The sequence below is a fragment of the Rhodovarius crocodyli genome (assembly GCF_004005855.1).
Taxonomy (GTDB): domain Bacteria; phylum Pseudomonadota; class Alphaproteobacteria; order Acetobacterales; family Acetobacteraceae; genus Rhodovarius; species Rhodovarius crocodyli.
In genome coordinates, this window is the sequence record NZ_SACL01000001.1 from 797,383 (window position 1) to 823,401 (window position 26,019).

Annotated in this window: 24 protein-coding genes; 7 read left to right on the top strand and 17 right to left on the bottom strand. The window is 69.0% G+C overall.

Annotation, left to right across the window (positions count from 1 at the left end; genetic code table 11):
• Positions 1 to 9 precede the first annotated feature (9 nt).
• Positions 10 to 921, bottom strand: a complete 912-nt coding sequence (locus EOD42_RS03850; protein ID WP_127786058.1) for a LysR substrate-binding domain-containing protein — start codon at positions 919 to 921, stop codon at positions 10 to 12.
• 126 nt (positions 922 to 1,047) lie between these two features.
• Here EOD42_RS03850 and EOD42_RS03855 point away from each other — a divergent pair, with 126 nt between their 5' ends.
• Complete coding sequence (locus EOD42_RS03855) at positions 1,048 to 1,266, top strand: DUF1127 domain-containing protein (RefSeq protein ID WP_164867767.1); 219 nt, start codon at positions 1,048 to 1,050, stop codon at positions 1,264 to 1,266.
• A 73-nt stretch (positions 1,267 to 1,339) separates the two neighbouring features.
• On the opposite strand, the gene EOD42_RS03860 is transcribed toward EOD42_RS03855, so the two are convergent.
• From EOD42_RS03860 to EOD42_RS03925, 14 genes are all read right to left on the bottom strand, one after another.
• The gene (locus EOD42_RS03860; RefSeq protein WP_240654862.1) at positions 1,340 to 3,022 is read right to left on the bottom strand and encodes an MFS transporter; all 1,683 of its coding nucleotides are present in this window, start codon (positions 3,020 to 3,022) and stop codon (positions 1,340 to 1,342) included.
• 236 nt (positions 3,023 to 3,258) lie between these two features.
• Positions 3,259 to 4,074 (bottom strand): glycosyltransferase family protein, encoded by an 816-nt coding sequence (locus EOD42_RS03865; RefSeq protein ID WP_127786062.1) that lies wholly within the window; start codon positions 4,072 to 4,074, stop codon positions 3,259 to 3,261.
• A 153-nt stretch (positions 4,075 to 4,227) separates the two neighbouring features.
• Positions 4,228 to 5,043, bottom strand: coding sequence for a class I SAM-dependent methyltransferase (locus tag EOD42_RS03870; RefSeq protein WP_127786064.1), 816 nt, complete (start codon positions 5,041 to 5,043; stop codon positions 4,228 to 4,230).
• Positions 5,043 to 5,900, bottom strand: a complete 858-nt coding sequence (locus EOD42_RS03875) for a metal-dependent hydrolase (protein ID WP_164867768.1) — start codon at positions 5,898 to 5,900, stop codon at positions 5,043 to 5,045. The genes EOD42_RS03870 and EOD42_RS03875 overlap by 1 nt, the downstream gene beginning before the upstream one ends.
• Positions 5,901 to 5,967: 67 nt before the next feature.
• On the bottom strand, positions 5,968 to 7,296 hold the full coding sequence (gene cysG, locus EOD42_RS03880; protein ID WP_127786068.1) for a siroheme synthase CysG: 1,329 nt from the start codon (positions 7,294 to 7,296) through the stop codon (positions 5,968 to 5,970).
• A complete protein-coding gene (locus EOD42_RS03885; RefSeq protein ID WP_127786070.1) occupies positions 7,296 to 9,848 on the bottom strand; it encodes a nitrate reductase in 2,553 nt (850 codons plus the stop codon). Before EOD42_RS03885 ends, cysG begins: the two co-directional genes overlap by 1 nt.
• A complete protein-coding gene (locus EOD42_RS03890) occupies positions 9,845 to 11,044 on the bottom strand; it encodes an NAD(P)/FAD-dependent oxidoreductase (RefSeq protein WP_127786072.1) in 1,200 nt (399 codons plus the stop codon). The genes EOD42_RS03885 and EOD42_RS03890 overlap by 4 nt, the downstream gene beginning before the upstream one ends.
• Positions 11,045 to 11,048: 4 nt before the next feature.
• Positions 11,049 to 11,843 carry an ABC transporter ATP-binding protein gene (locus EOD42_RS03895; RefSeq protein WP_127786073.1) on the bottom strand — a complete coding sequence of 265 codons (795 nt, stop codon included), beginning with the start codon at positions 11,841 to 11,843 and terminating at the stop codon, positions 11,049 to 11,051.
• A gap of 11 nt (positions 11,844 to 11,854) precedes the next feature.
• Positions 11,855 to 12,733 (bottom strand): nitrate ABC transporter permease, encoded by an 879-nt coding sequence (gene ntrB / locus EOD42_RS03900; protein ID WP_127786075.1) that lies wholly within the window; start codon positions 12,731 to 12,733, stop codon positions 11,855 to 11,857.
• A 3-nt stretch (positions 12,734 to 12,736) separates the two neighbouring features.
• Positions 12,737 to 13,999, bottom strand: coding sequence for a CmpA/NrtA family ABC transporter substrate-binding protein (locus EOD42_RS03905; RefSeq protein ID WP_127786077.1), 1,263 nt, complete (start codon positions 13,997 to 13,999; stop codon positions 12,737 to 12,739).
• A gap of 6 nt (positions 14,000 to 14,005) precedes the next feature.
• Entirely contained in the window at positions 14,006 to 15,043 is a 1,038-nt protein-coding gene (locus EOD42_RS03910) for an ABC transporter substrate-binding protein (protein ID WP_127786079.1), read from the bottom strand.
• Between the two features lie 202 nt (positions 15,044 to 15,245).
• Positions 15,246 to 15,797 carry an ANTAR domain-containing response regulator gene (locus tag EOD42_RS03915; RefSeq protein WP_240654865.1) on the bottom strand — a complete coding sequence of 184 codons (552 nt, stop codon included), beginning with the start codon at positions 15,795 to 15,797 and terminating at the stop codon, positions 15,246 to 15,248.
• A gap of 97 nt (positions 15,798 to 15,894) precedes the next feature.
• On the bottom strand, positions 15,895 to 16,329 hold the full coding sequence (locus EOD42_RS03920; RefSeq protein ID WP_127786081.1) for a hypothetical protein: 435 nt from the start codon (positions 16,327 to 16,329) through the stop codon (positions 15,895 to 15,897).
• Positions 16,330 to 16,399: 70 nt separating this feature from the next.
• Positions 16,400 to 16,960 carry a TetR/AcrR family transcriptional regulator gene (locus EOD42_RS03925; RefSeq protein WP_127786083.1) on the bottom strand — a complete coding sequence of 187 codons (561 nt, stop codon included), beginning with the start codon at positions 16,958 to 16,960 and terminating at the stop codon, positions 16,400 to 16,402.
• A gap of 94 nt (positions 16,961 to 17,054) precedes the next feature.
• Between EOD42_RS03925 and EOD42_RS03930 the strand changes: the two genes are divergently transcribed.
• The gene (locus EOD42_RS03930) at positions 17,055 to 17,696 is read left to right on the top strand and encodes a glutathione S-transferase (protein WP_240654867.1); all 642 of its coding nucleotides are present in this window, start codon (positions 17,055 to 17,057) and stop codon (positions 17,694 to 17,696) included.
• Positions 17,697 to 17,732: 36 nt separating this feature from the next.
• Here the strand turns inward: EOD42_RS03930 and EOD42_RS03935 are convergent, their stop codons facing one another.
• The gene (locus EOD42_RS03935; RefSeq protein WP_127786086.1) at positions 17,733 to 19,310 is read right to left on the bottom strand and encodes an ABC transporter substrate-binding protein; all 1,578 of its coding nucleotides are present in this window, start codon (positions 19,308 to 19,310) and stop codon (positions 17,733 to 17,735) included.
• 158 nt (positions 19,311 to 19,468) lie between these two features.
• On the opposite strand from EOD42_RS03935, the gene EOD42_RS03940 reads away from it, so the two are divergent.
• The 5 genes from EOD42_RS03940 (at position 19,469) to EOD42_RS03960 (ending at position 24,997) form a co-directional block, all read left to right on the top strand.
• Positions 19,469 to 21,034 (top strand): ABC transporter substrate-binding protein, encoded by a 1,566-nt coding sequence (locus tag EOD42_RS03940; protein ID WP_127786087.1) that lies wholly within the window; start codon positions 19,469 to 19,471, stop codon positions 21,032 to 21,034.
• A 135-nt stretch (positions 21,035 to 21,169) separates the two neighbouring features.
• Complete coding sequence (locus EOD42_RS03945) at positions 21,170 to 22,144, top strand: ABC transporter permease (protein WP_127786089.1); 975 nt, start codon at positions 21,170 to 21,172, stop codon at positions 22,142 to 22,144.
• Complete coding sequence (locus EOD42_RS03950; RefSeq protein ID WP_127786091.1) at positions 22,141 to 23,037, top strand: ABC transporter permease; 897 nt, start codon at positions 22,141 to 22,143, stop codon at positions 23,035 to 23,037. The genes EOD42_RS03945 and EOD42_RS03950 overlap by 4 nt, the downstream gene beginning before the upstream one ends.
• On the top strand, positions 23,037 to 24,008 hold the full coding sequence (locus EOD42_RS03955) for an ABC transporter ATP-binding protein (protein WP_127786093.1): 972 nt from the start codon (positions 23,037 to 23,039) through the stop codon (positions 24,006 to 24,008). The genes EOD42_RS03950 and EOD42_RS03955 overlap by 1 nt, the downstream gene beginning before the upstream one ends.
• Positions 24,005 to 24,997, top strand: a complete 993-nt coding sequence (locus EOD42_RS03960) for an ABC transporter ATP-binding protein (RefSeq protein WP_127786095.1) — start codon at positions 24,005 to 24,007, stop codon at positions 24,995 to 24,997. Before EOD42_RS03955 ends, EOD42_RS03960 begins: the two co-directional genes overlap by 4 nt.
• Before the next feature lie 134 nt (positions 24,998 to 25,131).
• Here EOD42_RS03960 and EOD42_RS03965 read toward each other — a convergent pair whose 3' ends face one another.
• Positions 25,132 to 25,923: an IclR family transcriptional regulator domain-containing protein gene (locus EOD42_RS03965; RefSeq protein WP_240654870.1), complete on the bottom strand. Its 792-nt coding sequence runs from the start codon at positions 25,921 to 25,923 to the stop codon at positions 25,132 to 25,134.
• Positions 25,924 to 26,019 lie beyond the last annotated feature (96 nt).

Genomic DNA, 26,019 nt, shown 5'->3' on the forward strand with positions numbered 1-26,019 from the left:
CACCCCGGTCTAGCACACCGAACCCCCGGGACTGAAAGGGACCCCTTGCCGATGTTTCGCCGGCCGATCCTGTTGATCTTGATTCTGCTGATCCTGGCGGGGGGAATCGGCCTGCATGCGCCGGTGCAGCTCGATGCTGATGTCCGGCAGCACCGGCAGCCCCTCATTCGGGCCCATCCAGACCAGGCCGGGCGGCAGGCGCGTGGGCGTGCTGACCGTGAGCGCGAGCCCCGCCAGCGCCACGGCGAAACAGCCGCTCTGCGTCGCGCTGTTGTAGCTGATGCGCGGCGTGCGGCCTTCCTTGGCCAGCGCCTCCAGCGTCGCGCGGCGCCAGGTGCAGCCGGGGTGGGCGACGGCCAGCGGCAGCGGGTCACGCTTGTGCAGGGCGTGGTGCGCGGGCCCCACCCAGTTCAGCGGGCCGCGCCACAATAATTCATGCTCGGTGTCCTTGGGCTTGTGGCCCTCGGTCAGCAGCGCGAGGTCGAGCGCGCCGGTGGTCAGCTTGTGGGACAGTTCCTCGGAGTTGAGGCACACCACATCCACCTCGATGCGCGGCTGGGCCTCCGCGAAGCGGGCCAGGATGCCGGGCAGCCATTGCAGCGCGTAGTCATCCGGGCTGCCGAGGCGCACCTGGCCGATCAGCGGCGCCAGGCGGAAATTGGCATGGATCTCGTCATGCAGGGCCAGCAGGTTGCGCGCGCGTTCCAGCAGCCACAGCCCGCGTTCGGTGGGCACCAGCCCGCGCGGGCCGCGCCGCAGCAGCTCGGTTCCCAGGATTTCCTCCAGCCGGCGCATCTGCATGGAAATGGCGGATTGGGTGCGTCCCACGCGCTCTGCCGCGCGCGTCACCGAACCGCCCTCCGCGACGATCACGAAGGAGCGCAGCACATCCGGATCCAGGCCGGGCGGGATGGTCAGCATGGTTGATTATCAAATCCGCTGATGAGCGCCGTCAAGAATAGTCGTTGGATTTGTTTGCGGCACTGCATCATATCAAGGCTCTCCCAGGGCCAGAGTGCCCAAAATCGACGCAAAAGGAATATTCCGATGTCCGCCACCATGTTCTCCCCCGCTTCCGCGCCGGCCGCCGATGCGCGCCCTGGCCGCGTCGCGGCTTTCTGGGAGAAGGCGAAGGCAGTGCTCGCCGAGCGCGCGACCACCACGGAACTGGCCGAACTGGACCCGCGCCTGCTGCGCGACATCGGCGTGGCCCCGGAACAGGCCCGCGCCTATGTGACGCGTGAGCTGTGGGACATGCACGCCTAAAAAACGGGCAGTCCAGCAAAAACCCCGGGGAATTTCTCCCCCGGGGCCAGTGTCATCCAGGACTTTATTGCTCTCAGCGGGCTTCGTCCTGGTTGATATCGTTGTCCTTGCTTTCGGGGACAAAGAAGATGCCGATCACCGCGCAGACCAGCGCAATCACGATCGGGTACCACAGCCCGTAATACACGTCGCCCGTCTGCGCGATCATGGCGAAAGCGGTGGCCGGCATCAGCCCGCCGAACCAGCCATTGCCGATGTGATAGGGCAGCGACATCGAGGTGTAGCGGATGCGGGTGGGGAACATTTCCACCAGCGCCGCGGCGATCGGGCCGTAGACCATGGTCACGTAGATCACCAGGATCGTCAGCATCAGGATCAGCACGGCCACATGGCCGCGGAAGATGTCGAACGGCCCGCTCATCTTCACGACACTGTCGTTGCTGGCGCTGGGATAGCCCGCGGCCGTCACGGCCGTGCCCAGCTGCGCCGCGAATTGCGGGTTGCCGACCGCGCTGATCGGCTGCTGGCCCGCGATGCTCACGACCACCGCCTCACCCGGCGTGTTCACCACCGAGTAGTTGACCGACAGCCGTGCCAGCGCCGCCTTGGCGATGTCGCAGGGCTGGGTGAAGCGCGCCGTGCCCGTCGGGTTGAACTGGAAGGAGCAGCGCGAGGTATCGGCGTTCACCGTGACCACGATCTCGGAATGCGCGCGGTGCAGGGCGGGGTTCGCCTCCGCGCTGATCATCTTGAAGATCGGGAAATAGGTGATGGCCGCCAGCACCATGCCGCCGATGATGATGGGCTTGCGCCCGATCTTGTCCGACAGCCAGCCGAACAGCACGAAGCCGCCCGAGCCCAGCAGCAGCGACCAGGCGATCAGCATGTTGGTGGTGAAGCCGTCCACCTTCAGCACGCTGCCCAGGAAGAACAGCGCGTAGAACTGGCCGGTGTACCAGACCACCGCCTGGCCCATGACGAGGCCGAGCAGGGCGAACAGCGCGATCTTGGCATTCTTCCACTGGCCGAAGGCCTCGCCGATCGGCGCCTTGGAGTGGGTGCCCTCCTCCTTCATCTTCTGGAAGGCGGGGCTTTCCTGCATCTGCATGCGGATCCAGACCGAGATGCCGAGCAGCACGACCGAGACCAGGAACGGAATGCGCCAGCCCCAGTCGGCGAAGGCGGCCTCACCGATCATGGCGCGCACGCCCAGGATGACCAGCAGCGACAGGAACAGGCCGGCGGTGGCCGTGATCTGGATGAAGCTGGTGTAGAAGCCGCGACGTCCGTGCGGGGCGTGCTCGGCCACATAGGTGGCGGCACCACCATACTCGCCACCCAGCGCCAGGCCCTGAAGGCAGCGCAGGATGATCAGGATGATGGCGGCCGTGATGCCGATGCTCTCGGAACCCGGCAGCACACCCACCAGGAAGGTGGAGGCACCCATGATCAGGATGGTGACGAGGAAGGTGTATTTGCGCCCGACGAGGTCACCCAGCCGGCCGAAGACGAGCGCGCCGAAGGGGCGCACCAGGAAGCCGGCGGCGAAGGCGAGCAGCGCGAAGATGTTGCGCGTCGTCTCGTCGAACATGGAGAAGAACTTGGCGCCGATGAGGACCGCCAGCGAGCCGTACAGGTAGAAGTCGTACCACTCGAAGACAGTGCCGAGGGAGGAGGCCAGGATGACCTTCTTCTCCTCCTTGGTCATCGGGCGCGGGCCAGCGGTGGCGGCCGCCGAATAGGACGTCGCAGACATGAATTCCCCCTGGATCGCCGATTGAGCGGCGTTTCTTGGACGGAATCACACTGCTGTGCGCCGCAACGCAACGCAAGTCAGATGTTACGACCCAACCATTTATTCATTTCATACATGGCAGGGCAAGCGATTGAACAGCCAGACGGAACGACTTGCTGCACCGCAATACAAGGTGCGATTCGGCAGTAAGGTGCTGCCGCGCGCCGGTTGTTCCGTTTGCATGATTATCTGCCCGGCTACATCGCCAGCAGGTCGCGCGCCTCGGCCTCCCGCACCAGCAGCCGGGCCGCGCAATCCTTCAGCGCGCCCGCATTCTGCAAGCGAACCGATTCGCGATGACGCCGTGCGACCTCACGCAACTGGGCCAGGCGTTCCGGCGCCTCGGCATGGCGGCGCCAGGCCGGGGGCAGGCGCTGTTCCATCATGATGCGCGGCACGCAGCCGACCGGCGCCAGGGCGGCCATGCGCAACCACAGGTCCCAGGGGGCGGCGCCGCCCAGGCCTTCGTCGAAGCCGCCCACGGCGCGCAGCAGGTCCGTGCGGGCCATCACGGTCGAGGTGCCGACGATTTCCTCGGAGAAGATCTGCGCCATCGCGTCGTCGCCCAGCGCGAAGGCCAGGCTGCGGAAGCCGTGGCGCTGGGCAAAGCCGCTCGCCATGGCCAGCATGCCCATGCTCTCACGCCCGCCGGCGCCGAACATGCGGTAATCGGTGAAGGAGAGGCCGAGTTCGGTCCGGGCGCTGTGCAGGGCCATCTGGGCCGCCAGCTTGCCGGGCATCCAGCGGTCCGCGGGGTTCAGGAAGGCGACCAGCGGCGCGCGCGCCACCTGCAGGGCCAAGTTGCGGGCCGCGTTGGGGCCCTGGTGCGCCGCCTTCAGCACGATGATGCGCGGATCATCCGGCACCGTCATCGGCTCACGCTCCGTCACCAGCAGGATTTCCACATTGTCGGCGGGGCCGATGCTCTGCACGGCCTGGCGCAACGCCACGGCGGTGCCGCTGGCGGGGATGATGATGCTGACGTCGGGCGCCGCGGGGGCCATGTGCCGCATGATGAAACTCCTCAACTCGCCATTGGCATGGCAAGGCGCGGGCCAGCGGTATTCGCAAAATGCAACGCAATTTGTCGTCGCAATTTGCAAATACCGCCCCTGGAGAAGCAGCATGACCATAAATGGGTGAATGGCGGGTTGCCGCCAAGCGGGTCAGACGCGCTGGTAGCGCCGGGCCAGGTATCGGACCATCCCGCGAGACAGCGCCCCATGCAGCGCCGTGCCCCGCATGCCGGCGAATTCGCGCATCACCGGCCGCAGCAACCGGTGGCGCGCCAGGGCCTGCTCTTTCTCGGCGTCCATCCGGTCCAGCGCGGCCAGCACGCCCTGGGTCAGGTCGCGCTCCTCCGCCAGCCGCAGGGCGGGATTGGCGAAGGCGGCCTCCGTGCCGTCCATCATGGTGGGCGCGCGCATGTCGGCCCAGGTGAACCAGCCGCCCGGCCGCAGCACGCGCGCGGCCTCCGCCACGAAACGGTCCATCCGGCCGTAGCAATGGGAGCTTTCGATATTCACCACCACGTCGAAGCTGCCGTCCGGGAAGGGCAATGCCTCGGCATCGCCCAGCTGGAAGGCCAGGCCCGGCACGCCCGCATTCATGCGGCGCGCGCGCGCGACGGTGGCCCGCGACAGATCCACCCCGGTCAGGCCGGCCGGCGCGAAATAGCGGGCGACATAGGAAGCACCGCCGCCATGGCCGCAGCCGACCTCGAGCACCCGCGCGCCTTCGACCGGCAGACCCTCCACCGCCTGGTGATAAAGGCCGATGAAGGCACGCTCAGGCTCGTCGGCCGGGTGAAGCGGGAAGGGCTCTCCCGGAGGGATGTAGCCGTAGTTCATGAAGCGCCAGGGCGTCTTGCCCCAGTTCAGCGACAGCAGGTTATAGGCGCCCTTCCAGATCCAGCGGCGAAGGCCGGGGGCGGCACCACGCTCGGTCGCGCGCAGAAGGCGATGGAAGGCTGAAACGGCCATCAGGCGGCAAGCGGCGCGGCCGGCACCGCGCTCTCGTCGGTATACTGCTCCAGCAGGCGACGCCCTGCCTCGATCATCCGCGCATCCCGTGCGGGCAGGCCGCGGAAGCCGGGAATCATATAGGCAGCGTAGTACAACAGCCCTACCCGGCCGATACCGAAGGGGCCGATTTCCAGCCAGAGCAGCCGCAGCCAGTCACGCATGCGCATGGGCCTGCCGTTGCGCGCCATGATGGCGATCAGGTTGGTCAGCACCAGCCGTCCCAGTCTGACGATGACGATGTTCAGGGCCATCACCCTGAACAGATAGCGCTTCACCGGGGAATAGTGCCCCGTCACGTCCCGCACCACCTGCAGCGCGACGCCGGAATGCTCCAGCTCCTCCAGGGCATGCCAGGCCCACAGACGACGATAGGCGGGCTTCATGCGCGCCAGCTGTTCCGGCCGCGACAGGAAGAAGTGCGAGAAGGTGTAGGTCAGATGCTCGATCGCGCAGGTGACCACGACACGGGACGGCAGGCCCTTCGTCGCGGCCAGCGCCGCCGCCACGCGGGCCTCCATTTCATCCACGTTGTGACCGAGCGCCCGCATCGCGTCGTTGTAGCTTTCGTGCTCGCGGGTGTGGAAGGCCTCCTGGACGGCATAGCCCTGGATGCCCGCGCGCACTTCCGGATCCGTCACGGCGGGCAGGGCAGAGCGGAGGGCCTTGATGAAATAGCGCTCGCCCTCGGGCAGCAGCACGGCGAAGGAATCAAGCAGCGCTGAAAGCATCATGTCATCGCCGAACCAGGCACGATCGGCATGCTGGTCGATGCCGAAGCGCAGGTCCCGGGGGATGATGTCGGCGGCGATCGTCACAATTACGTGATAAACACCGCCACCCAGTTCAGCAATTCGTGATTTCCATGCCCCCGCCTGGGCTGGCTCAGCACATCGCCACGTCGCGCGCGGCGGAGACGAGTGCCGCCTCGGCCACCGCCTCGCCGATCACCAGCAGGGCCGGGCCGCCCGCCACCCAGCCGGGGGCCTGGGCCACCAGCTGCGCCAGCGGGCCGCGCAGCTCGCGCTGGTCTGGCGTGCCGCCGCGTTCGATCAGCGCGGCGGGCGTTGCGGCGGGCAAGCCGTGGCTGGTCAGCCCTTCCAGCAGCTGCGGCATGGTGGTGATGCCCATGTAGATCGCCAGGGTCTGGCCCGGCCGCGCCAGGGCGGCGAAGTCCAGGTCCAGCCGGCCTTCCTTGGTGTGGCCGGTCACGAAGGTCAGCACGCGCGCCACGCCGCGATGGGTCAGCGGAATGCCGGCCTGGGCGGCGCAGGCCAGGGCGGCGGTCACGCCGGGCACCACCTCGAAGGCCACGCCCTCGCGCGCCAGTTCCTGCGCTTCCTCGCCGCCGCGGCCGAACACGAAGGGGTCGCCGCCCTTCAGCCGCACCACGCGCTTGCCCTGGCGGGCCAGGCGCACCAGCAGGCGGTTGATCTCCTCCTGCGGCAGGCAGTGGTTCGCGCGGGACTTGCCGACGAAGATGCGCTCCGCATCGCGGCGGGCCATGGCCATCACGGCCTCGCCCACCAGCTTGTCGTGCACGATCACATCGGCCTCGCCCAGCAGACGCTGGGCGCGCAGGGTCAGCAGGTCCGCCGCACCCGGGCCGCCGCCGACCAGATAGACCATGCCGGGCGGCGTCACGTCCGCGCTTTCCAGCTGCTCGGCGAAGGCGGCCTCGGCCTCGGCCTGGCGGCCGGCCTGGGCCAGCTCTGCCGGGCGGCCGGAGAAGGCGCGCTCCAGGAAGGCGCGGCGCGCCGGCAGGTTCGGCAGCCTGGCGCGCACGGCGGCCTGGAACTTCTCGCCCAGCGCTGCCACGCGGCCGATCATGGGCGGCAGCGCGGCCTCGATGCGGCTGCGGATCATGCGGGCCAGCACGGGCGCCGCGCCGCCGGTGGACACCGCCACCGTCACGTCGTCGCGCTCGATGATCGCGGGCATGATGAAGCTGCACAGCTCCGGCCGGTCCACGATATTCACCGGGATGCCGCGCGCCTGCGCGGCCTCGGAAAGCGCGAACAGCTCCGCCTCCGGCGCATCGGCACCGACGGCGAGCGCGCAGCCGTCCAGCAATTCGGGCGTGAACCGCGCGGCGCGGCGCAGCACGGCGCCGGCGGCGGCCAGGGGCTCGGCCTTGCGGTCCGAGACCTCACCCAGGCCGAGCACCAGAACGGTGCGGCCGTCGAGCTTCAGGAAGGCGGGGAAATGGCGCATCACGCTGGCTCCGGCTGGCGGGCAACTGCAATTAGTGAAGCGATCTCCGGCCTGCAACTGCCGCAGCCGGTTCCTGCATGGGTTGTTTCGCCGACGGCCGCGACCGAGCAGCAGCCGCCCTCGATCGCCGCCTCGATGGTGGCGCGGGAAACCCCGTTGCAGACACAGATGGTGGGCGACGGCGCGGGGCCGGAGGCGGGGGCGCCGGCCAGGATGGTACGCCGCGCGGCGCTGCCGATCGCGGTCTCGGCGAACAGACCGGCCAGCCACTCACGCGGGGGCAGCAGGTGGTCGGGCGCGATGAACACCACGGCCAGCAGACGGCCGTCCTTCAGCGCGGCGGCGCGGAAATGCCCGCCCGCCGCGTCCTCCAGCACCACCCAGGCGGCGTCCGGCAGCGCACAGGCGTCGCGCAGCGCGGCGAAGCGCTGGGCGGGGGCATCGCCGCCCGCCAGCTCATGCCGCCACACGCCGCCCTCCAGCGGCACCACCGCCTGCCAGGCGGCATGCAGCGAAAGCTGGCGGCGCGCCAGCACGAAGCCCTGCCAGCGGATCGGGAAGGGTTCCACCGCGACCGGGCTGTGCTTCAGCTCGGGCTGGCCGCTGACGGGGTCCACCGCCGGGTTCACGGCGCTGTTGATGCGCGCACCCTGGGCGAAGGCCTCGGTCCAGTGCATCGGCGCGAACACCTCGCCCTGGCGCTGGCCGGCATCGTGGCGCAGGCGCAGCACCGCCTGGCCGTGGCTGCCCTCGACGCGCACCAGCGCGCCGTCGGGGGCGACCGCATCGGCCGGGTGCATGGCCAGGAAGGGCTCCGGCACATGGGCCATCAGGCGCGGCACCTGGCCGGTGCGCGTCATGGTGTGCCACTGGTCGCGCAGGCGACCGGTGTTGAGGATGAAGGGCAGATCCCCACCCGGCGCGTTCACCGGGGCGCGGAAGGCGGTCGGCACGAAGCGCGCGGCGGGGGCGAGGCGCCCGCCCAGCTCGCCGCGCCGGGCCACCGGCCAGCGCGTGGGCTCCATCGCGTCGTATTCGGCGTCCGTCAGGTCAGCGAGGCCCGAGATGTCGAACACCCGGTTCGCCGGCCGCGCGAGGCCGGTCAGCGCCGCGTGCTCACGGAAGATCGCGGCCGGGTTCTTCCAGGCGAAGTGCCGCCCCCAGCCCAGGCGGGCGGCCACCTGGCTGACGATCCACCAATCCTGGCGTGCCTCGCCGGGGGCGGGCAGGAAGCGGCGCTGGCGGCTCATCACGCGCTCGCTGTTGGTCACCGTGCCGTCCTTCTCGCCCCAGCCCAGGGCGGGCAGGCGGATGCGCGCGAGGGCCAGCGTGTCACTGTCGGCCACGCAGTCGCTGACGGCCAGCATGGGCACGCACTTCAGCGCCTGGCGCACCGTGTCGCCGGCCGGCATGGAGACGGCGGGGTTGGTCGCCATCACCCACAGCGCGCCGATGCGGCCTTCGGCGGCGGCGTTGAACAGGTCCACCGCCTTCAGCCCGGCGCGCGGGGCCAGGCGCGGGGCCTGCCAGTAGTCGCGCAGCGCCTCGAACTCACCCGGGCGGTCCCATTCCAGATGCCCAGCCAGCATGTTGGCCAGCGCGCCGACCTCACGCCCGCCCATGGCATTGGGCTGGCCGGTCACGCTGAACGGGCCGCCGCCCGGCAGGCCCAGGCTGCCATGGGCCACATGCGCGTTGATGATGGCATTGGCCTTGTCCGCCCCGGCCGAGGACTGGTTGGCCCCCTGGCTGAACAGCGTGACGGTGCGCGGGGTGGCCGCGAACCAGGCGTAGAAGGTGGCCAGCGCCTGGGCCGAAAGCCCGGTCAGCGCCGGCACATCCAACCCGCGCGCGGGCTCCAGCGCGGCTTCAGGCACCGGGAAGCCCGCGCTGTGCAGATGCGCCAGCAGGCCCAGATACAGCGCCACGTCGCTGCCCGGGCGCAGGGCCAGATGCAGGTCCGCGCCCTCGCAGGTCGCGGTGCGGCGCGGGTCGATGACGACGATGCGCTTGCCCGCCGCGCGCGCGGCCTGGATGCGCTGGAACAGCACGGGGTGGCACCAGGCGGTGTTGCTGCCCAGCAGCACCAGCAGGTCCGCCTGCTCCAGGTCATCATAGATGCCGGGCACCAGGTCCTCGCCGAAGGCACGGCGATGGCCGGCCACGGCGCTGGCCATGCACAGGCGGGAATTGCTGTCGATGTTGGCGGTGCCGAGGAAGCCCTTCGCGAACTTGTTGGCCGCGTAATAGTCCTCGGTCAGCAGCTGGCCCGAGACGTACAGCGCCACGCCGTCCGGCCCATGCTCGTTCAGCGCGGTGCGGAAGCCCTCGGCCATCGCGTCCAGGGCGGCATCCCAGCTGGCGCGCTTGCCGTCCACTTCAGGGAACAGCAGGCGGTTCGGGTGGTTCAGCGTCTCACCCAGGGCGGTGCCCTTGCTGCACAGCCGGCCGCGATTGGCCGGGTGGGCGGTGTCGCCCTTCACCGGGGCGCCGGGGGTGGCGAGCACCCCGCAACCCACGCCGCAATAGGGGCAGGTGGTGCGCGTGGTCATGCCGCATCCTTCAGATAGGCCTGGCCGAAGGCGAGGAGCTGGCGCTGCGCGCCCACATCGGCCCGACGCTTGATGAGGTCCATGTAGAAACCCGCATCGGCGGTGTCGCCATACAGCACGGCGCCCACCAGCCTGCCGTCGCGCAGCGACAGGCGGCGGTAGCAATCCTCCTGCTCATCCAGCAGGGTCAGGGTCTCGGTGTCCGCCGCGTCGATCTCGCCGGCGGACCACACGGCGGTGCCCGAGATCTTCAGCGCGGCGGAATCCGGGCGGGGCGCCCAGCGGGCGAGATCGCCGGCCAGGGCGTGGATCGCGGCCTCGGCCTGTTCCAGCGCGGGGGCGACGAGGCCCACGCACACGCCCTCCACCTCGGCGCATTCGCCTATGGCCTGGATGGCGGGGTCGGAACTGCGCAGCGCCGCGTCGGTGCGGATGCCCTGCCCCACATCAAGGCCGCAATCGGCCGCGAGCGCGGTGTTGGGGCGGATGCCCACCGCCATTACGACCAGCTCGGCCGGCAGCACGCGCCCATCGGCCAGGCGCACGCCGGTGGCGCGTTCCGTGCCCTCGATGGCCATGGTGGCGGCGGGCATGACGAAGCGGATGCCGCGCCTTTCCATGCGCCCGCCCAGCAGGCCGCCGGCAAAGGCGTCGATCTGGCGGTTCATCGGCCAGGCGGTGCCGTGCACGACGGTGACGCGCATGCCCCGATGCGCCAGGCCCGCCGCGGCCTCCAGGCCCAGCAGCCCGCCGCCGATGACGACGGCGCGGCCGAACTCACGCGCGGCCTGCATCATCTGCCGGACATCGGCCATGTCGCGGAAGCACACGACGCCGGGCAGGTTGCCGCCCGGAACGGGCAGCCGCACGGCCGAGGAACCCAGCGCCAGGATCAAGCGGTCATAGACGATGACCTCCCCGCGGGCGGTGCGCAGCAGCCGGGCCGCGCGGTCGATGGACACCACGCGGGTGCCGGGGCGGAAGGCGATGCCGCGCGCCGTCAGCGCCTGCAGGCTGTGGGTGATCAGGTCGGCGGTCTCGACTTCCCCGGCCAGCAGGCGCGACAGCGCCACCCGGTCGTAAGGCAGGGCGGGTTCCGCCCCCAGCAGGGTGACGGAAGCGCCGGGCACGCGTTCGGCCGCGAGCACCGCGGCGCGTGTCCCCGCAGGCCCTGCCCCGATCACCACGATGCGCATGGCGTCAGGCCGCCTCAAGCGCCGGGTTGGTGTGGCGCGCGTGCAGGAACTCCAGCACGGCGGCACGCGCGTTCACGAAGCGCGGGTCGTTGGCCAGCGCCAGGCGGTCACGCGGGCGGGGAAGGTCCACGTGCAGGATCTCACCCACATGGGCGTTCGGGCCGTTGGTCAGCATCACGATGCGGTCCGAGAGCAGCACGGCCTCGTCCACGTCGTGGGTGATCATCATGGTGGTCATGCCCAGGTCGTTGTGGATCTGCATGACCTGGTCCTGCAGGTGGGCGCGGGTCAGCGCGTCCAGCGCGCCGAAGGGCTCGTCCATCAGCAGCACCTTGGGCTTCATGGCCAGCGCGCGGCCAATGCCGATGCGCTGCTTCATGCCGCCCGAGATCTCATGCGGGCGCTTGTCCTTGGCGTGCATCATGCGCACCAGGCCCAGGTTGTGCAGGATCCATTCATGGCGTTCCTTGCGGCCCATGCTGGACTTCAGCGTCTGGTCCACCGCCAGCTTGATGTTCTCGTAGCAGGTGAGCCAGGGCAGCAGGGAATGGTTCTGGAACACCACGGCGCGGTCGGGGCCGGGGCCCGCGATCTCACGCCCGTCGAGCACGACGCCGCCGAGGGTCGGTTCCAGCAGCCCGGCCACCACGTTCAGCATGGTGGACTTGCCGCAGCCGGAGTGGCCGATCACGGCCACGAATTCACCCTTCTCGATCTGCAGCTCCACATCCGAGAGCACGGGGACCGGGCTTTTCGGGAAGGCGATGGTCAGGCGGGAAATGTCGAGGAAAGCGGGCATGTTCTATCTCCTCAATTCGCCATGGTGCCGCGGGTGACGAGGCGGCCGATGAGAGCCACGGCACGGTCCAGCGCGAAGCCGACGAGGCCCACGTAAACCAGCGCCACGATGATGTCGGTGAGGTTGGAGCTGTTCCAGGCATCCCACACGAAGAAGCCGATACCCACGCCGCCTATCAGCATCTCGGCCGCGATGATGGCCAGCCAGGACAGGCCGATGCCGATGCGCAGGCCGGTGAAGATGTAGGGGGCGGCGGCCGGCAGCACGACCTTCAGGAAGTAGGACGGGCCGCGCAGGCGGATCACGGCCGCGACGTTGCGGTAGTCCTGCGGGACGTTGCGCACGCCGACGGCGGTGTTGATGATGATCGGCCAGACCGAGGTGATGAAGATCACGAAGATCGCGCTCGGCTGAGCCTCACGGAAGGCGGCCAAAGACAGCGGCAGCCAGGCCAGCGGCGGGATGGTGCGCAGCACCTGGAAGATGGGGTCGAGGCCGCGCATCGCGAAGGTGGAGGTGCCGATCAGCAGGCCGGTGCCGATGCCCACCACGGTGGCGATGGCAAAGCCCATGAACACGCGCGTCAGGCTGGCGGACAGGTGCCAGAACAGGCCCTTGTCCAGCCCGCCATTGTCGTAGAACGGGTTGACGATCAGGTCGTAGCTGTTCGTCCAGACCTGGCTGGGCGCGGGCAGGGTCGCGCCGGGCTGGCGCCCCGCGAATTCCCAGATCGTCAGCAGCACGGCCAGGATCAGCAAGGGCGGCAGCACCTGCGCGGCGATGGCGCGCGCGCGGCTTTCCCTCGGGATCACGGGGGCGACGCGCGGCTTGGCCGGCGCCGTGCTGGTCGTGGCGGCAACCGCCGCCACGGGCTTGGTCTGGACGTTCATGGTTCAGGCACCCCCGCCGCTGCGCTTGATGGAAAGGGAGGCGAGGTAGGCGGAGGGATTCTCCGGGTCGAATACCTTGCCGTCGAAGAAGGTCTCGGTGCCGCGGCTGGTGCCGGTCGGCGTGGCGGAGGCCGCAACGCCCGCGCGTTCCGCCGCCTGGCGCCACAGCTGTTCCTTGTTCACCTGCGCGACCAGGGCGCGGGTGTCGGTGTCGGCCGGGATGACGCCCCAGCGGATGTTCTCGGTCAGGAACCAGAGGTCATGCGACTGGAACGGATAGCTCGCGTGGTCGCGCCAGAACTTCATGGTCAGGTCGAGGTTGGTGACGGTGCGGCCGTCGCCGTAATCGACGATGCCCTGCAGGCGCGGCTGGATGTCCGAAGCCGGCACGTTGAACCAGGCGCGGCGGCCGAGGATGCTCGCCATCTCGGCCTTGTTGCCCGGCACGTCGCACCACTGCGCGGCCTCCAGCACGGCGGCGGTCAGGGCCTGGGTGGCGTTCGGGTTCTGCTCGACGAAGCTGGCGCGCAGGGCGAAGGCCTTCTCGGGGTGGTTCTTCCAGATCTCGCCGGTGATGGCGGCGGTGTAGCCCAGGCGCTGGGCGACGAGCTGGGCGTTCCAGGGCTCACCCACGCAGAAGGCATCCATGGTGCCGACGCGCATGTTGGCGACCATCTGCGGCGGCGGCACGACGATGGTGGACACGTCGCGGTCCGGGTCGATGCCGGCGGCGGCCATCCAGTAGCGGATCCACAGGTCGTGGGTGCCGCCGCGGAAGGTCATCGCGACCTTGCTCTCGGGCGTCAGGGCGCGGCGCAGCGGCGAGGCATCCAGCTTGGCGCCGAGGGCGGCGTGCTTGGCCGCGACCGAAATGCCCTGGCCGTTGGTGTTCAGCCGCGCCAGGATCGCCATCGGCACCGGCTGGTTGTTCTGCACGATGCGCCCGGTGTGGATCATGTAGGCCATCGGCGTCAGCAGATGCGCGCCGTCGATGCCGCCCGCGCCGCCGCCCAGCACCAGGTTGTCACGCGTCGCACCCCAGCTCGCCTGCTTGCTCACCTCGACATCGGGCATGCCGTACTTGGCGAAGATGCCCTTCTCCTTGGCGATGATCAGCGGCGCGCTGTCGGTCAGGGCGATGTAGCCCAGCGTGGCCTTGCGCACCTCAGGCGTGGTGGCGCCCTGCGCGAAGGCGCCGCGCGGCGCGGCTGCCCTGGCTGCGGCCAGCAATGCGGTGGTGGAGAGTATGGCGGCGCGGCGATTCATGCGGGGCTACTCCAGCGGCGGGGTGGATTGAGGAGGGTGAAGGGGTTCGGGCTCACCGATGCGGCCGGCGGCGGCGCGCCAGAGGTCGGGGTCCCAACTGTCGAGCAGGGCCGCGCTGTCGGCGGCGGCGGGCAGGTGGCCCCAGCGGCGCATCTGGCCGCGCCACCATTCGGCTTCGGAGCGGAAGGGGAAGGTGGCGTCGCGGAAGGAAAGCTGGCCCACGGAGCCCAGGCCCTTGGCGATGGTCTCGGCTTCCAGATGGGCGAAGGCGCGGCTGCGCAGGATGCGCACGGCGTCGTCGTGGTTCTCCGGCTCATCCAGCCAGCGGGCGGCGGCGATGGTGGCCGCCGTGATGCCGATCGCGGCCTCGCGGTTCGCCTTGGCCCAGGCGCTGTCGAAGCCCAGCAGCTTCTCGGGGTGGCCGGGCCAGATGTCGCCGGTGTTCATGATGACCCGGCCCGCGCCGATGGCCACGGAATGGCTGCCCCAGGGGGCGCCGGTGCAAAAGCCGTCGATCCGGCCGGAGGCCAGGAACGCCGCGACCTGCGGCGGGGGCACCACCACCAGGCGGATGTCCTGGTCGGCATCCAGCCCCTGGCGGGCCAGCCAGTGGCGCAGCAGGTAATTATGGGAGGAGAAGGGGAAGACGACGCTGAGGGTGGCGCCGCGCAGGGCCTTGCCGCCCTGCTGGGCGAAGGCGCTGGCGAGCTTGGGCGTCAGGGTGATGGCGTTGCCCTGCCGGCCCAGGCCGCAGGCCACGGTGATGTCGGCCTGCACGCCGCCCAGCCCGGCCGCCAGGGCGATGGGCATGGGGCTGAGCATGTGCGCGCCCTCAAGCCCACCGAAGGCGATGCGGTCGCGCAGCGTGGCCCAGCTGGGCTCGGCGGAGAGGGCGACGTTGAGGCCCACGGCCTCGAACAGGCCCAGGGCTTCGGCCACCAGCAGCGGCGCGGCATCCAGCAGCGGCACGAAGCCGAGGCGGATCACCTGCGCGGCATGACGGCGGGCGGTACGGGGGGATTCCTGGTGTGAATCGTCGGGCATGGCGGTTACCGCGCGCTGTCAGCGCTGCTGGCGGGCCGCCCTTGGACCGCGATGAACAGGAGCGGGCTACCGGCTGCTTCGTTGCAGCCTCCGCTTGCTGCCTATTTGCACGGCACTCAGGGGATTGCCAAGTGAAAATGATTCAATATCGATCATTTGGCGGGCACGTAGCGTTTTACTGATCGTGTTTTGTGCTGAAAGGCTATATTTTAGCCAGAACACTCCGTGCCACATCCACCATTTTCGCGCCGCGCTCCATCGCCATGCGCTGCAGGCGCTTGTGCGCCTCGGGTTCGGTCAGGCGCATCTCGCGCATCATGCGGCGCTTGGCCTGGTCCACCGTCTCGCGCTCCGCGAGTGTCGCGCGGGCCTGCGCCAGCTGTTCCCGCAGGGCATGGAAGGCCTTGAACTGCATGTTGGCCATTTCCAGCACCGGCCGCACGCGGGCGGGGTCCAGCCCCTCCGTGACATAGGCGGCGACGCCGGCCTGCAGGGCATCGGCCATCAGCTCGGGCGCGGCGCGGCCGGCGAACAGCACCACCGGGCGCGGCTCATCGCGATGCAGGGCACGCATGGACTCCAGGGAGTCGCGCGAGGGGTCATCCATGTCGCAGACGATGATGTCGGCCTGGGAGGCGCGGACGAGCTCCGTCAGCCGTGCGGCGTCGGAGGAGACGGCCACCACGCTGAATCCTGATTCCTCAAGTCCCAGTCGAAGCCTGGCTGCACGCTCGGGCTCCGTATCGACCAGCAAGACTCGCAGTGTGGCCTCCTTCCCGATGCTTCGGGCCGGTGCCAGCTTTTCCCCACGCACAAGATGTATGGCAAGCGACCCCCGGAGGGGAAGGGGATCAGCGGGTCCATTCACCCAATACACGCGCGCTGGGTGTCTTCATGCCGCGATAGGGGGGCATGGTTGTATAAACCAGCATGAAATCAAGCAGTACACCGCCCGGACTGACCGTCACGGTCTTCACCGCGCTGGCCGGCAGCGGCAGCCGCGCGCCGATGCAATAGCCGATCAGGAGAGGCGCCAGCTCGGCCGCGCCGAGCGTGCGGCGCTCGATCTGTTCACCCACATTCAGGGTCAGCACCACCTGCTGCTGCGCGGTCAGGAACTTGGCCGCCGCCGCCCGCACGCCGGTGCTGTTTTCCTTCCACAGGGCGTTCAGCGCATCGCACAGACCGCGCTCCTTGAAGGCCAGCGCGCGCCGGTCAACGAAGATCGCGCCCTCCTGCACGCCGGTATCGGCTTCTGCGGGGCGGGGCACGGTGGACTGGGACACAGGTACTTCCTTCGGCCGGCAATCGGGCGCCAGGAATACACGCCGGTGGTTACCACATAGTTTTAATGCGTTACGGCAACATTCCCGCCTGCCGATAGCCCGCGATCAGCGCGTCATAGGCCCCGACATCCGCGCGGCTGCGGGCCATCAGCTGCGCGCCGGCGATCGCCGCCATCACCGCGCGGGCGCGCGGCTCGGCCTGCTCCTCGGCGGTGATGCCCGCTTCCGCCAGCTGCCGGGCCAGCCAGGCGACGTTCGCCTCCATGAAGGCCAGCACCTCCCGCAGAACGGGTTCCGGCAGGTCGTCGTGCTCGGCGGCCAGGAAGCTGGCCAGGCACATGCGGTTGCCGGCCAGCAGCGCGTGGCGGAACGTCTCGGGATAGCGCCGCAACGCGGCCAGGGCGTCCGGTGCCTCGGCCCGCAGGGCGTCCAGCGCGGCCATCGCATCCTCTCGGTACCGGCGGGCGACCGCGGCGCCGAGATCGGCCTTGGTCGGGAAGTGATAGTGGATGCTGGCGGATTTGATCCCGACCTCCGCCGCCAGGTCGCGGAAGTTCAGGCCGCCATAGCCACGGGCCTGCGCCGCCCGCTTCGCCGCGGCCAGGATGGCCTCCTTCGCATTCGCATTCATCGCCGCGCCCCAATCTATCAAGTGATAGATAGGACTCGACAAGCCGCTTCGGAAGCCCTACCGGTTGTCTACCATCTGATAGGTAGACAACGAGATGATGATCATCCACGACTGGGCCACCGGCCCCTACCCCGCGCGCGTCCGCATCGCGCTGGCCGAGAAGGGGCTGGCCGGGCAGGTGCGCTTCCGCTCGGTCGATCTGTTCAAGGGCGAGCACAAGCGGCCGGAATTCCTGGCGAAGAACTACTCAGGCACGCTGCCGGTGCTGGAACTGCCCGATGGCGCCTTCATCGCGGAATGCACCGCCATCACCCAGTACCTGGACACGCTGGCCGGCCCGCCCACGCTGACGGGCGCCACCCCGCGTGAGGCCGGGATGATCCACATGATGAACAAGCGCGCGGAGCTGGAGGTGCTGGACCCCATCAGCGTCTATTTCCACCACGCGACACCGGGGCTCGGGCCTGATGTGGAGCTCTACCAGAACCCCGAATGGGGCCTGCGCCAGCGGGACAAGGCGCTGCGGGGCATGCGCTATTTCGATCAGGTGCTGCGCGGGCGGCCCTTCGTGGCGGGCGACGCCTTCTCGATGGCCGACATCGCGCTGATCGGCGGCATGATCTTCGCCGAGATCGTGAAGCTGCCCATCCCCGAGGGCTGCGACGCCCTGCAGGAATGGCACGGCCGCATGCAGGCGCGGCCGAGCGTTCGAAACCGGGTCACGTTGTCCGGCTGAAACGGGCGGGCGGGGCGCGCCCCCCCCCGGGCCGGGTCAGGCCGGCTTCACTTCCAGCGCCGTCGTGCGCTCGTCCATGCGCGGCGTCACCACCAGGTTCCGCTTGCTGGCCCAGCTGTGCATCAGCTGCACCACCGGCATGATGGGCGCGTTCTCGGCCACCCAGCGCACCGCGGCCTCCAGCTGACGGCGGCGGTCGTCGTCATCCATCGTGGCCTGGGCGCGCTGGGTCATGGCGTCCAGCTCGGGGCTGGAGAAGCGCCCGGCGTTGGAGGCACCCGTCCGGCGCTCACGGTCATAGGTGTGCAGGATGTTGGCCAGGGTGTAGCTCGCCTCGCCCGGGCTGCTGCCCCAGCTGGTCAGGCGCATGCCGAATTCCTGGCGGCTGCCGCGGGTGGAGAAGCTGGACCAGGGCAGCGCCTCGACCGTGGTCTGCACGCCGATGCGCGTCCAGGCCTGGGCCACGGCCTGGGCGATGCGGCTGTCGTTCGGGAAGCGGTCGTTCGGCGTGGTCAGCACCAGCTTGAAACCCTGCGGGAAGCCGGCGGCGGCCAGCAGGCGCTTGGCACCATCCACATCGGCGGCCGCCGGGCGCAGGTCGTTCACATAGCCGAAGGTGCCGGGCGGCAGCCACTGGCGGGTGGCGGTGGCCTGGCCTTCCATGATGCGGCTGGCGATGGCGTCGCGCGCGATGGCGATGTTCAGCGCCTGGCGCACGCGCACGTCATGGAACGGGTTGCGCGGCAGCGGCGTGCCCGCGTTGTCCGTCACGCCCGGCACGGGCCCGGTGCGGCTGTAGTCGGGCATCAGGTAGACGACGCGCAGCCCCTCGGTCTCGGCCACGCGCACGCGGTTGTCGCGCTTCAGGCGCTCCAGGTCGCTGCTCGCGACCTGGTCGATCACGTCGATGTCGCCGGCGATCAGCGCGGCGGTGCGCGCCGCGTCGTTGGCGATGAAGCGATAGGTCACGCGCTCCCAGGGCTGGGGGCCCGCCCAGTATTCCGGGTTGCGCTCCATGACGGTGCGGTCGCCCATGCTGTGGCTGACGAACTTGTAGGGACCGGTGCCGATCACGGCGCGGCCGCTGTTGTATTCCTCGGTCGTGGTCATGCCGGCATGGCGGCTGATGATGAAGACAGAGGCCAGGTCGTTGGACAGGATCGGGTTCGGGTAGCGGGTGTGGAAACGGATGGTCAGCGGGTCCACCACCTCCACGCGCGCGATGCTGCGCAGGAAGCCGGCGAAGCTGCTGGGGGTGTTGGGCACGTTCGGCACGCGCTCCACCGTCGCCACCACGTCGTCGGCGGTGAAGGGGCGGCCGTCATGCCACTTCACGCCCGCGCGCAGCTTGAACTCCCAGATGGTGGGCTCCACCACGCGCCAGCTCTCGGCCAGGTTCGGCACGATCTGCGCGGTGGCGTCGCGGCGGGTGAAGGTATCGAAGAAATGGGTGGCCAGCGCCGAGTTCGGTGCGGCGTTGAAATAATGCGGGTCCAGGCTGGTGACGGACCCGCCGGTGGCGATGGTCAGCGCCGTGGGCTGCTGCGCGGCGGCGGGTGCGGCGGCCGCCACGGCGCCCATGGCGAGCGCGCGGCGGGAAAGCGGAAGGGTCATGGGCTGGGCTCCCTGTCGAAACCGGTGGCTTTCGGGCTTTGCCGCATGTTTGGGCATTGCCCGGCAGCCCCGGCGCCTGATGCAATGGCGCCTTACCTAGCCGTCAACGTCACAAGCTGCTAGGAGCGCGTGACAAATTCGTCATCAGGGAGACGGGGATGCTTCGTACAGCGGCTGCCATCGGGCTGGCGCTCGCTTCGGCTATCGGAGTGGCGCAGGCGCAGAATCTCACCATGGCCGTGGGCGCCCCGGTCACGAGCCTGGACCCGCATTACCACCAGCTGTCGCCGAACAACGCGGCGGCCAGCATGATCTACTCGCGCCTGGTCGAGACCGACAACCTGGCGCGCATGCAGCCGGGCCTGGCGCTGAGCTGGACCGCCGTAGAACCCACCGTGTGGGAATTCAAGCTGCGCCCCGGCGTGCGCTTCCACAACGGGCGCGAGTTCACGGCCGATGACGTGGCCTTCACCCTGGCCCGCATCCCCACCGTGCCGAACAGCCCGGCCTCCTTCACCACTTTCGTGCGCCCGATCACGCGCGTCGAGGTGGTGGACCCCCTGACCATCCGCCTGCACACGGCCACGCCGTACCCGCTGCTGCCGATGGACCTGACCAACATCTTCATCCTCGACCGCGAGACGCATGAAGGTGCCACCACCGAACGCTTCAACTCCGGTGAGCTGGCGATCGGCACCGGGCCGTTCCGCATGACGCGCCACGCCAATGGCGACCGCATCGAGCTGGAGCGCAACGACCAGTATTTCGGTGAGCGCCCGGCCTATGCCCGCGTGACCTACCGCATGATCACCAACGACAGCGCCCGCACCGCCGCCCTGCTGGCCGGCGACGTGGACGTGATCGACCAGGTGCCGACGGCCGACATCGCGCGGCTGCGCCGCGACAACCGCGTTTCGCTCCAGGAAATCACGGGCCTGCGGCTGATCTACCTCTCGCTGGACCACATGCGCGAGGACGGCAGCCCCTTCATCACCGACAATGACGGCCGCCCCCTGCCCCGCAACCCGCTGAAGGACCTGCGCGTGCGCCAGGCGCTGTCGATCGCGATCGACCGCCCGGCCATCGTGGCCCGCGTGATGGAAGGCAGCGCGACCGCCACCGGCCAGTTCCTGGCCGAGGGCATCCACAGCCACATCCCCGGCTACCCGGTGCCGGCCTTCGACGCCGACCGCGCCCGCCGCCTGCTGGCCGAGGCCGGCTATCCCAACGGCTTCCGCATCACCCTGCACGGCCCGAACGACCGCTATCCGAACGATGCCCGCATCATCCAGGCCATCGGCCAGATGTGGACGCGCGCGGGCGTGCGCACGGCCGTCGAGGCGCAGACCTGGTCCACCTTCGTCGGCCGCGCCGGCCGGCAGGAGTTCTCGGCCTTCCTGCTGGGCTGGGGCATGAACCCGGACGGCAGCCACCCGCTGCGCAACCTGATCGCGTGCTACAACCGCGACACCGGCCTGGGTGCCAGCAACCGCGGCCGTTACTGCAACCCGGAACTGGACCGCGGCCTCGCCGCTTCGTCCCAGAACCTGGACCCGGCGGCGCGCGAGCAGCAGCTGCTGGGCCTGGAGCGCATGGCGCTGGAGGATGTGGCCGTGATCCCGCTGCACATCCAGACCAATGTCTGGGCCGCCCGCCGCGGCTTCGCCATCACCCCGCGCGCGGATGAGCTGACCCGCGCCCAGGATGTCCGCCCCGCCAATTGAGGGCGCGGCCGCTACCCGGCCCGGCTGGGTAGCGGCGCAACAGCTGTCTCTAAAATTCTACCCTGCCCCTTCCTTCGCTGGATTTCCGGCGAGGGAAGCGGATAAGCAGGCCAATCGCTAAGAGTCTGGGATACAATGGCGCTCTATCTGATCCGCAGGCTCATGCAGTCCGGCTTCGTGCTGATTGCCATGAGCCTCCTCGTCTTCCTCGGCGTCTACGCGGTGGGTGACCCCGTGGAGATCCTGATCTCCCCGGATGCCGACCAGGAGGAACGCGAGCGTGCGGTGCGCGCCCTCGGCCTCGACCTGCCGCTGTGGCACCAGTACCTGGTCTTTCTGGGCCGGGCGCTGCAGGGCGACCTCGGCCGCAGCTTCGTGTTCAACGAGCCCGCCATCCAGCTGATTCTGCAGCGCATGCCGGCCACGCTGGAGCTGGCCTTCGGCGCCATGTTCATCTCGGTGCTGATCGGCCTGCCGCTGGGCCTGTATGCGGGCCTGCGCCCCGACGGGCGCCTCAGCAAGACCATCATGGCCGGCTCCATCCTCGGCTTCTCCCTGCCCAGCTTCTGGGTGGGCCTGATGCTGATCATGCTGTTCGCCGTGCAGCTGGGCTGGCTGCCCAGCACCGGCCGTGGCGAGACCGCGATGCTGTTCGGCATCCGCTGGTCCTTCCTGACGGGCGACGGCCTGGCGCATATCCTGCTGCCGGCCATCAACCTGTCCCTGTTCAAGATCAGCCTCGTGATCCGCCTGACCCGCGCGGGCGTGCGTGAGACGATGCTGATGGACTATGTGAAGTTCGCGCGCGCCAAGGGCCTGACGCCCTTCCGCGTCACCTTCGTGCATGTGTTCAAGAACATCATGATCCCGGTCGTGACCGTGCTGGGCCTTGAGCTGGGCGGCACCATCGCGTTCTCCGTCGTGACGGAAAGCGTGTTCGCGTGGCCGGGCATGGGCAAGCTCATCATCGACAGCATCAACGTGCTGGATCGGCCCGTCATCGTCGCCTACCTGATGATGATCGTGCTGATGTTCATCGTGATCAACCTGCTGGTGGACCTCGTCTACACGCTGCTTGATCCCCGCGTCCGCCTGGAGGGCAAGGCATGAGCGCGACCACCGCACCCCGGGTGGAGACACCCTTCCAGCGCTTCGTGTCGGAGTTCTTCGCCTCGAAGCTGGCCGTCGTGGGCCTGGTGGTGATCAGCGCCATCATCCTGGTCGCCGTCCTGGCGCCCTGGATCGCCCCGCAGGACCCCTATGACCTGGCCGTGCTGGACATCATGGACGGCCGGCTTGAGCCGGGCAGCCAGGGTGGCTCCGGCATCACCTATTGGCTCGGCACCGACGACCAGGGCCGCGACATGCTGTCGGGCATCATGTACGGGCTGCGCATCTCGCTGCTGGTGGGCGTGGGCTCCGCCGTGCTGGCGGCCGCCGTCGGCGCGACGCTGGGCCTGCTGGCCGCCTATGTCGGCGGCAAGACCGACACCGTCATCATGCGCCTGGTGGACCTGCAGCTTTCCTTCCCGGCGATCCTGGCCGCGCTGATGATCCTGGCCTTCCTGGGCAAGGGCATCATGAACGTGGTGTTCGCCATCGTGGTGGTCGAATGGGCCTATTACGCCCGCACCGTGCGCGGCAACGCGCTGGTGGAACGCCAGCGCGAATACATCGAGGCCGCCCGTTGCCTGGCCCTGCCGCCGCGCCGCATCCTGTTCGGCCACCTGCTGCCGAACTGCCTGCCGCCGCTGATCGTGGTCGCGACCATGCAGATCGCGCGCGCCATCGCGCTGGAGGCCACGCTGTCCTTCCTGGGCCTCGGCGTGCCGATCACGGAGCCCTCGCTCGGCCTGCTGATCTCCAACGGCTACGAATACATGCTGTCCGGCAAATACTGGATCAGCTTCTACCCGGGCATCGCCCTGCTGGTGACCATCGTCGCGATCAACCTGGTCGGCGACCAGCTGCGCGACGTCCTGAACCCGAGGCTGAAGAAGTAATGAACACCCTCGAAGTCAAGAATCTCTGCACCCACTTCTTCACCCGCGCCGGCGTGGTGAAGGCGGTGGACGGCGTGTCCTTCTCCATCGGCCGCGGCAAGGTGCTGGGGCTGGTGGGTGAATCCGGTTCGGGCAAATCCGTCACCGGCTTCTCCATCCTCGGCCTCGTGGACCCGCCGGGCCGCGTCGTCTCGGGTGAGATCCTGTACAAGGGCAAGAACCTGGTCGGCCTGCCCGAGGAAGAGCTGCGCCGGCTGCGCGGCAATCGCATCGCGATGATCTTCCAGGACCCGATGATGACGCTGAACCCGGTCCTGCGTGTGGACACGCAGATGATCGAGACGGTTCTGGCGCATGAGAAGGTAAGCCGCGAGGAAGCCCGCCAGCGGTCGCGCGATGCGCTGGGCATGGTCGGCATCCCCTCTCCGGATGAGCGCCTGAAGTCCTATCCGCACCAGTTCTCGGGCGGCATGCGCCAGCGCGTGGCGATCGCCATCGCGCTGCTGCACCGCCCCGACCTGATCGTGGCGGATGAGCCCACCACCGCGCTCGACGTCACCATCCAGGGCCAGATCCTGGCCGAGGTGCAGAAGCTGGCGCAGAATCTCGGTACCTCGCTGGTCTGGATCACCCATGACCTGTCGGTCGTCGCCGGCCTCGCCGACGAGATCGCGGTCATGTACGCCGGCCGCGTGGTCGAGCAGGGTGAGGTGAACGCGGTGCTCGATGCACCCTATCATCCCTATACCCATGGCCTGATCGGGTCCGTGCCCAGCCGGAACAAGCGTGGCGAGCCGCTGCGCCAGATCCCGGGCATGACGCCTTCCCTGCTTTCCCTGGCCCCGGGCTGCGCGTTCAAGACGCGCTGCAACCGCGCCGATGCCGCCTGCGACGTGATGCCGAACCTCGACGAACTCTCGCCCGGGCGCTTCGCCCGCTGCGTCCACCCCCATGTGGGAGCCGAGGCATGAGCGAGAACATCCTTGAGCTGAAGGGCATTTCCCGCCGCTTCGAGAAGAAGCTCGACCTCGCGGGGCGCATGCTCAAGAAGGCCGGCTTCCCGATGCGCGAGGAAGTGGTGCACGCCGTGGACGGCGTGGATCTGGCCGTGAAGAAGGGCGAGGTCGTGGGCCTCGTTGGTGAATCCGGCTGCGGCAAGTCCACCCTGGGCCGCATGGCCGCCGGCATCATGCCCACCAGCGATGGCGAGGTGTACTGGCGCGGCAAGAACATCCGGCACATGAGCCCGGATGAGGCGAAGAAGGCCAAGCTCGCCACCCAGATGATCTTCCAGGACCCCTATGCGTCGCTGAACCCGCGCATGAAGGTCGACAAGATCGTGGGTGAGGCGCCGCTGGTGCATGGGCTGGTGAACCGCGCCAACTGGCCGGCCTATGTGGATGAGCAGATGCGCCGCGCGGGTCTCGATCCGGCCTTCAAGACGCGCTACCCGCACCAGTTCTCGGGCGGGCAGCGCCAGCGCATCGGCATTGCCCGCGCCCTGGCCGTGCAGCCCGAATTCATCGTCTGCGATGAGGCGGTGGCCGCCCTCGACGTGTCGATCCAGGCGCAGGTGCTGAACCTGTTCATGGATCTGCGGCGTGAGCTGGACCTGACCTACCTGTTCATTTCGCACGATCTGGGCGTGGTCGAGCATCTGAGCGACCGGGTGGTGATCATGTATCTGGGCCGGGTGGTGGAGCAGGCGCCGACGGAGGAAATCTTCGCCCGCGCCAACCACCCCTACACCCAGTCGCTGCTGGCCGCCGTGCCGCGCATCGAAAGCCGCAAGCGGGAGTTCACGAGCGTGAAGGGCGAAATCCCCTCACCGCTGAACCCGCCCTCGGGCTGCCATTTCCACCCGCGCTGCCCGCATGCGATGGACCGGTGCAAGCTGGAACGGCCGGCGCTGAAGGAAATCGCGCCGGGGCATATGAGTGCGTGCCATCTGAATGGGTAGTTGATTGTTCTTTTTTGAAAAAAGAACCAAAAAACTTCTGTCAGCTTGATGTATAATTAGTGGTGGGGCACGGCGCCCCACCACTAAACTCACAAAAGTCTTTTTGCTTCTTTTTCTACAGAAAAAGAAGAATACTACACCATCTGCCCCGACACATCCGCCACCGCCTCATGCAGCCGTGGCAGCATGGCCAGCAGTCTGGCCTTGGCGCCGCCGCCCCCTGCCGGGCAGCCGATATTCACCGCCGCCACCACCCGCCCGTCGAAGCGCCTGAGCGGGATGGCTAGCGACAGAAACCCCTGCTCGGCCTCCTGTTCCACCAGCGCGTGGCCGTCGGCGCGCGCGGCCAGGATGGCGGCGCGGATGGCCGCAGGGTCCAGCACGGTGTGGGGCGTCACGGGCTGGGGCGACAGCCCGGCCAGGAAGGCGTCCAGCGCCGCATCCTCCATCGCGCCCAGCAGCACGCGGCCCAGGGCGGAACAGAAGCCCGGCAGGCGTTCCCCGATCATGGAGGACAGGCTGGGCATGCGGGTGGCCCGCGCATAGGCGACGAACACCACATCCGGCCCGTCCAGCACGGCGGCGCTGCAGGCCACACCCAGCTCCAGGGCCAGGGCCTCCAGCGCCGGCTGCAGCACGGTGGTGACGCCGTTGGAACCCAGATAGGCCGCCGCCAGCGTCAGCACGCGCGGCGTCAGGCGGAACAGCCTGCCGTCGCTCTCGACATGGCCGAGTGCTTCGAGCGTGATCAGCGCGCGGCGGGCCGTGGCACGGGGCAGGTCCACCGCGCGGGCGATCTCGGCCAGCGTCATCGGCCGGCGCTCCACGCCGAAGGCCTGGATGACGGCCAGGCCGCGGGCCAATGCCTCCAGGAAATCCGGGCCATTTGCCGCTGCTTTGCGCAGCTGCGCATCAGCTTCGCGCAATCGGGGCAGGGCCAGCATCCTTCTTCTGTTGCGGTGCACGGCTTCACCGTTGATGCGCGTCAAACCGTCTCGCTATCATCGCACATATGTTCGCTC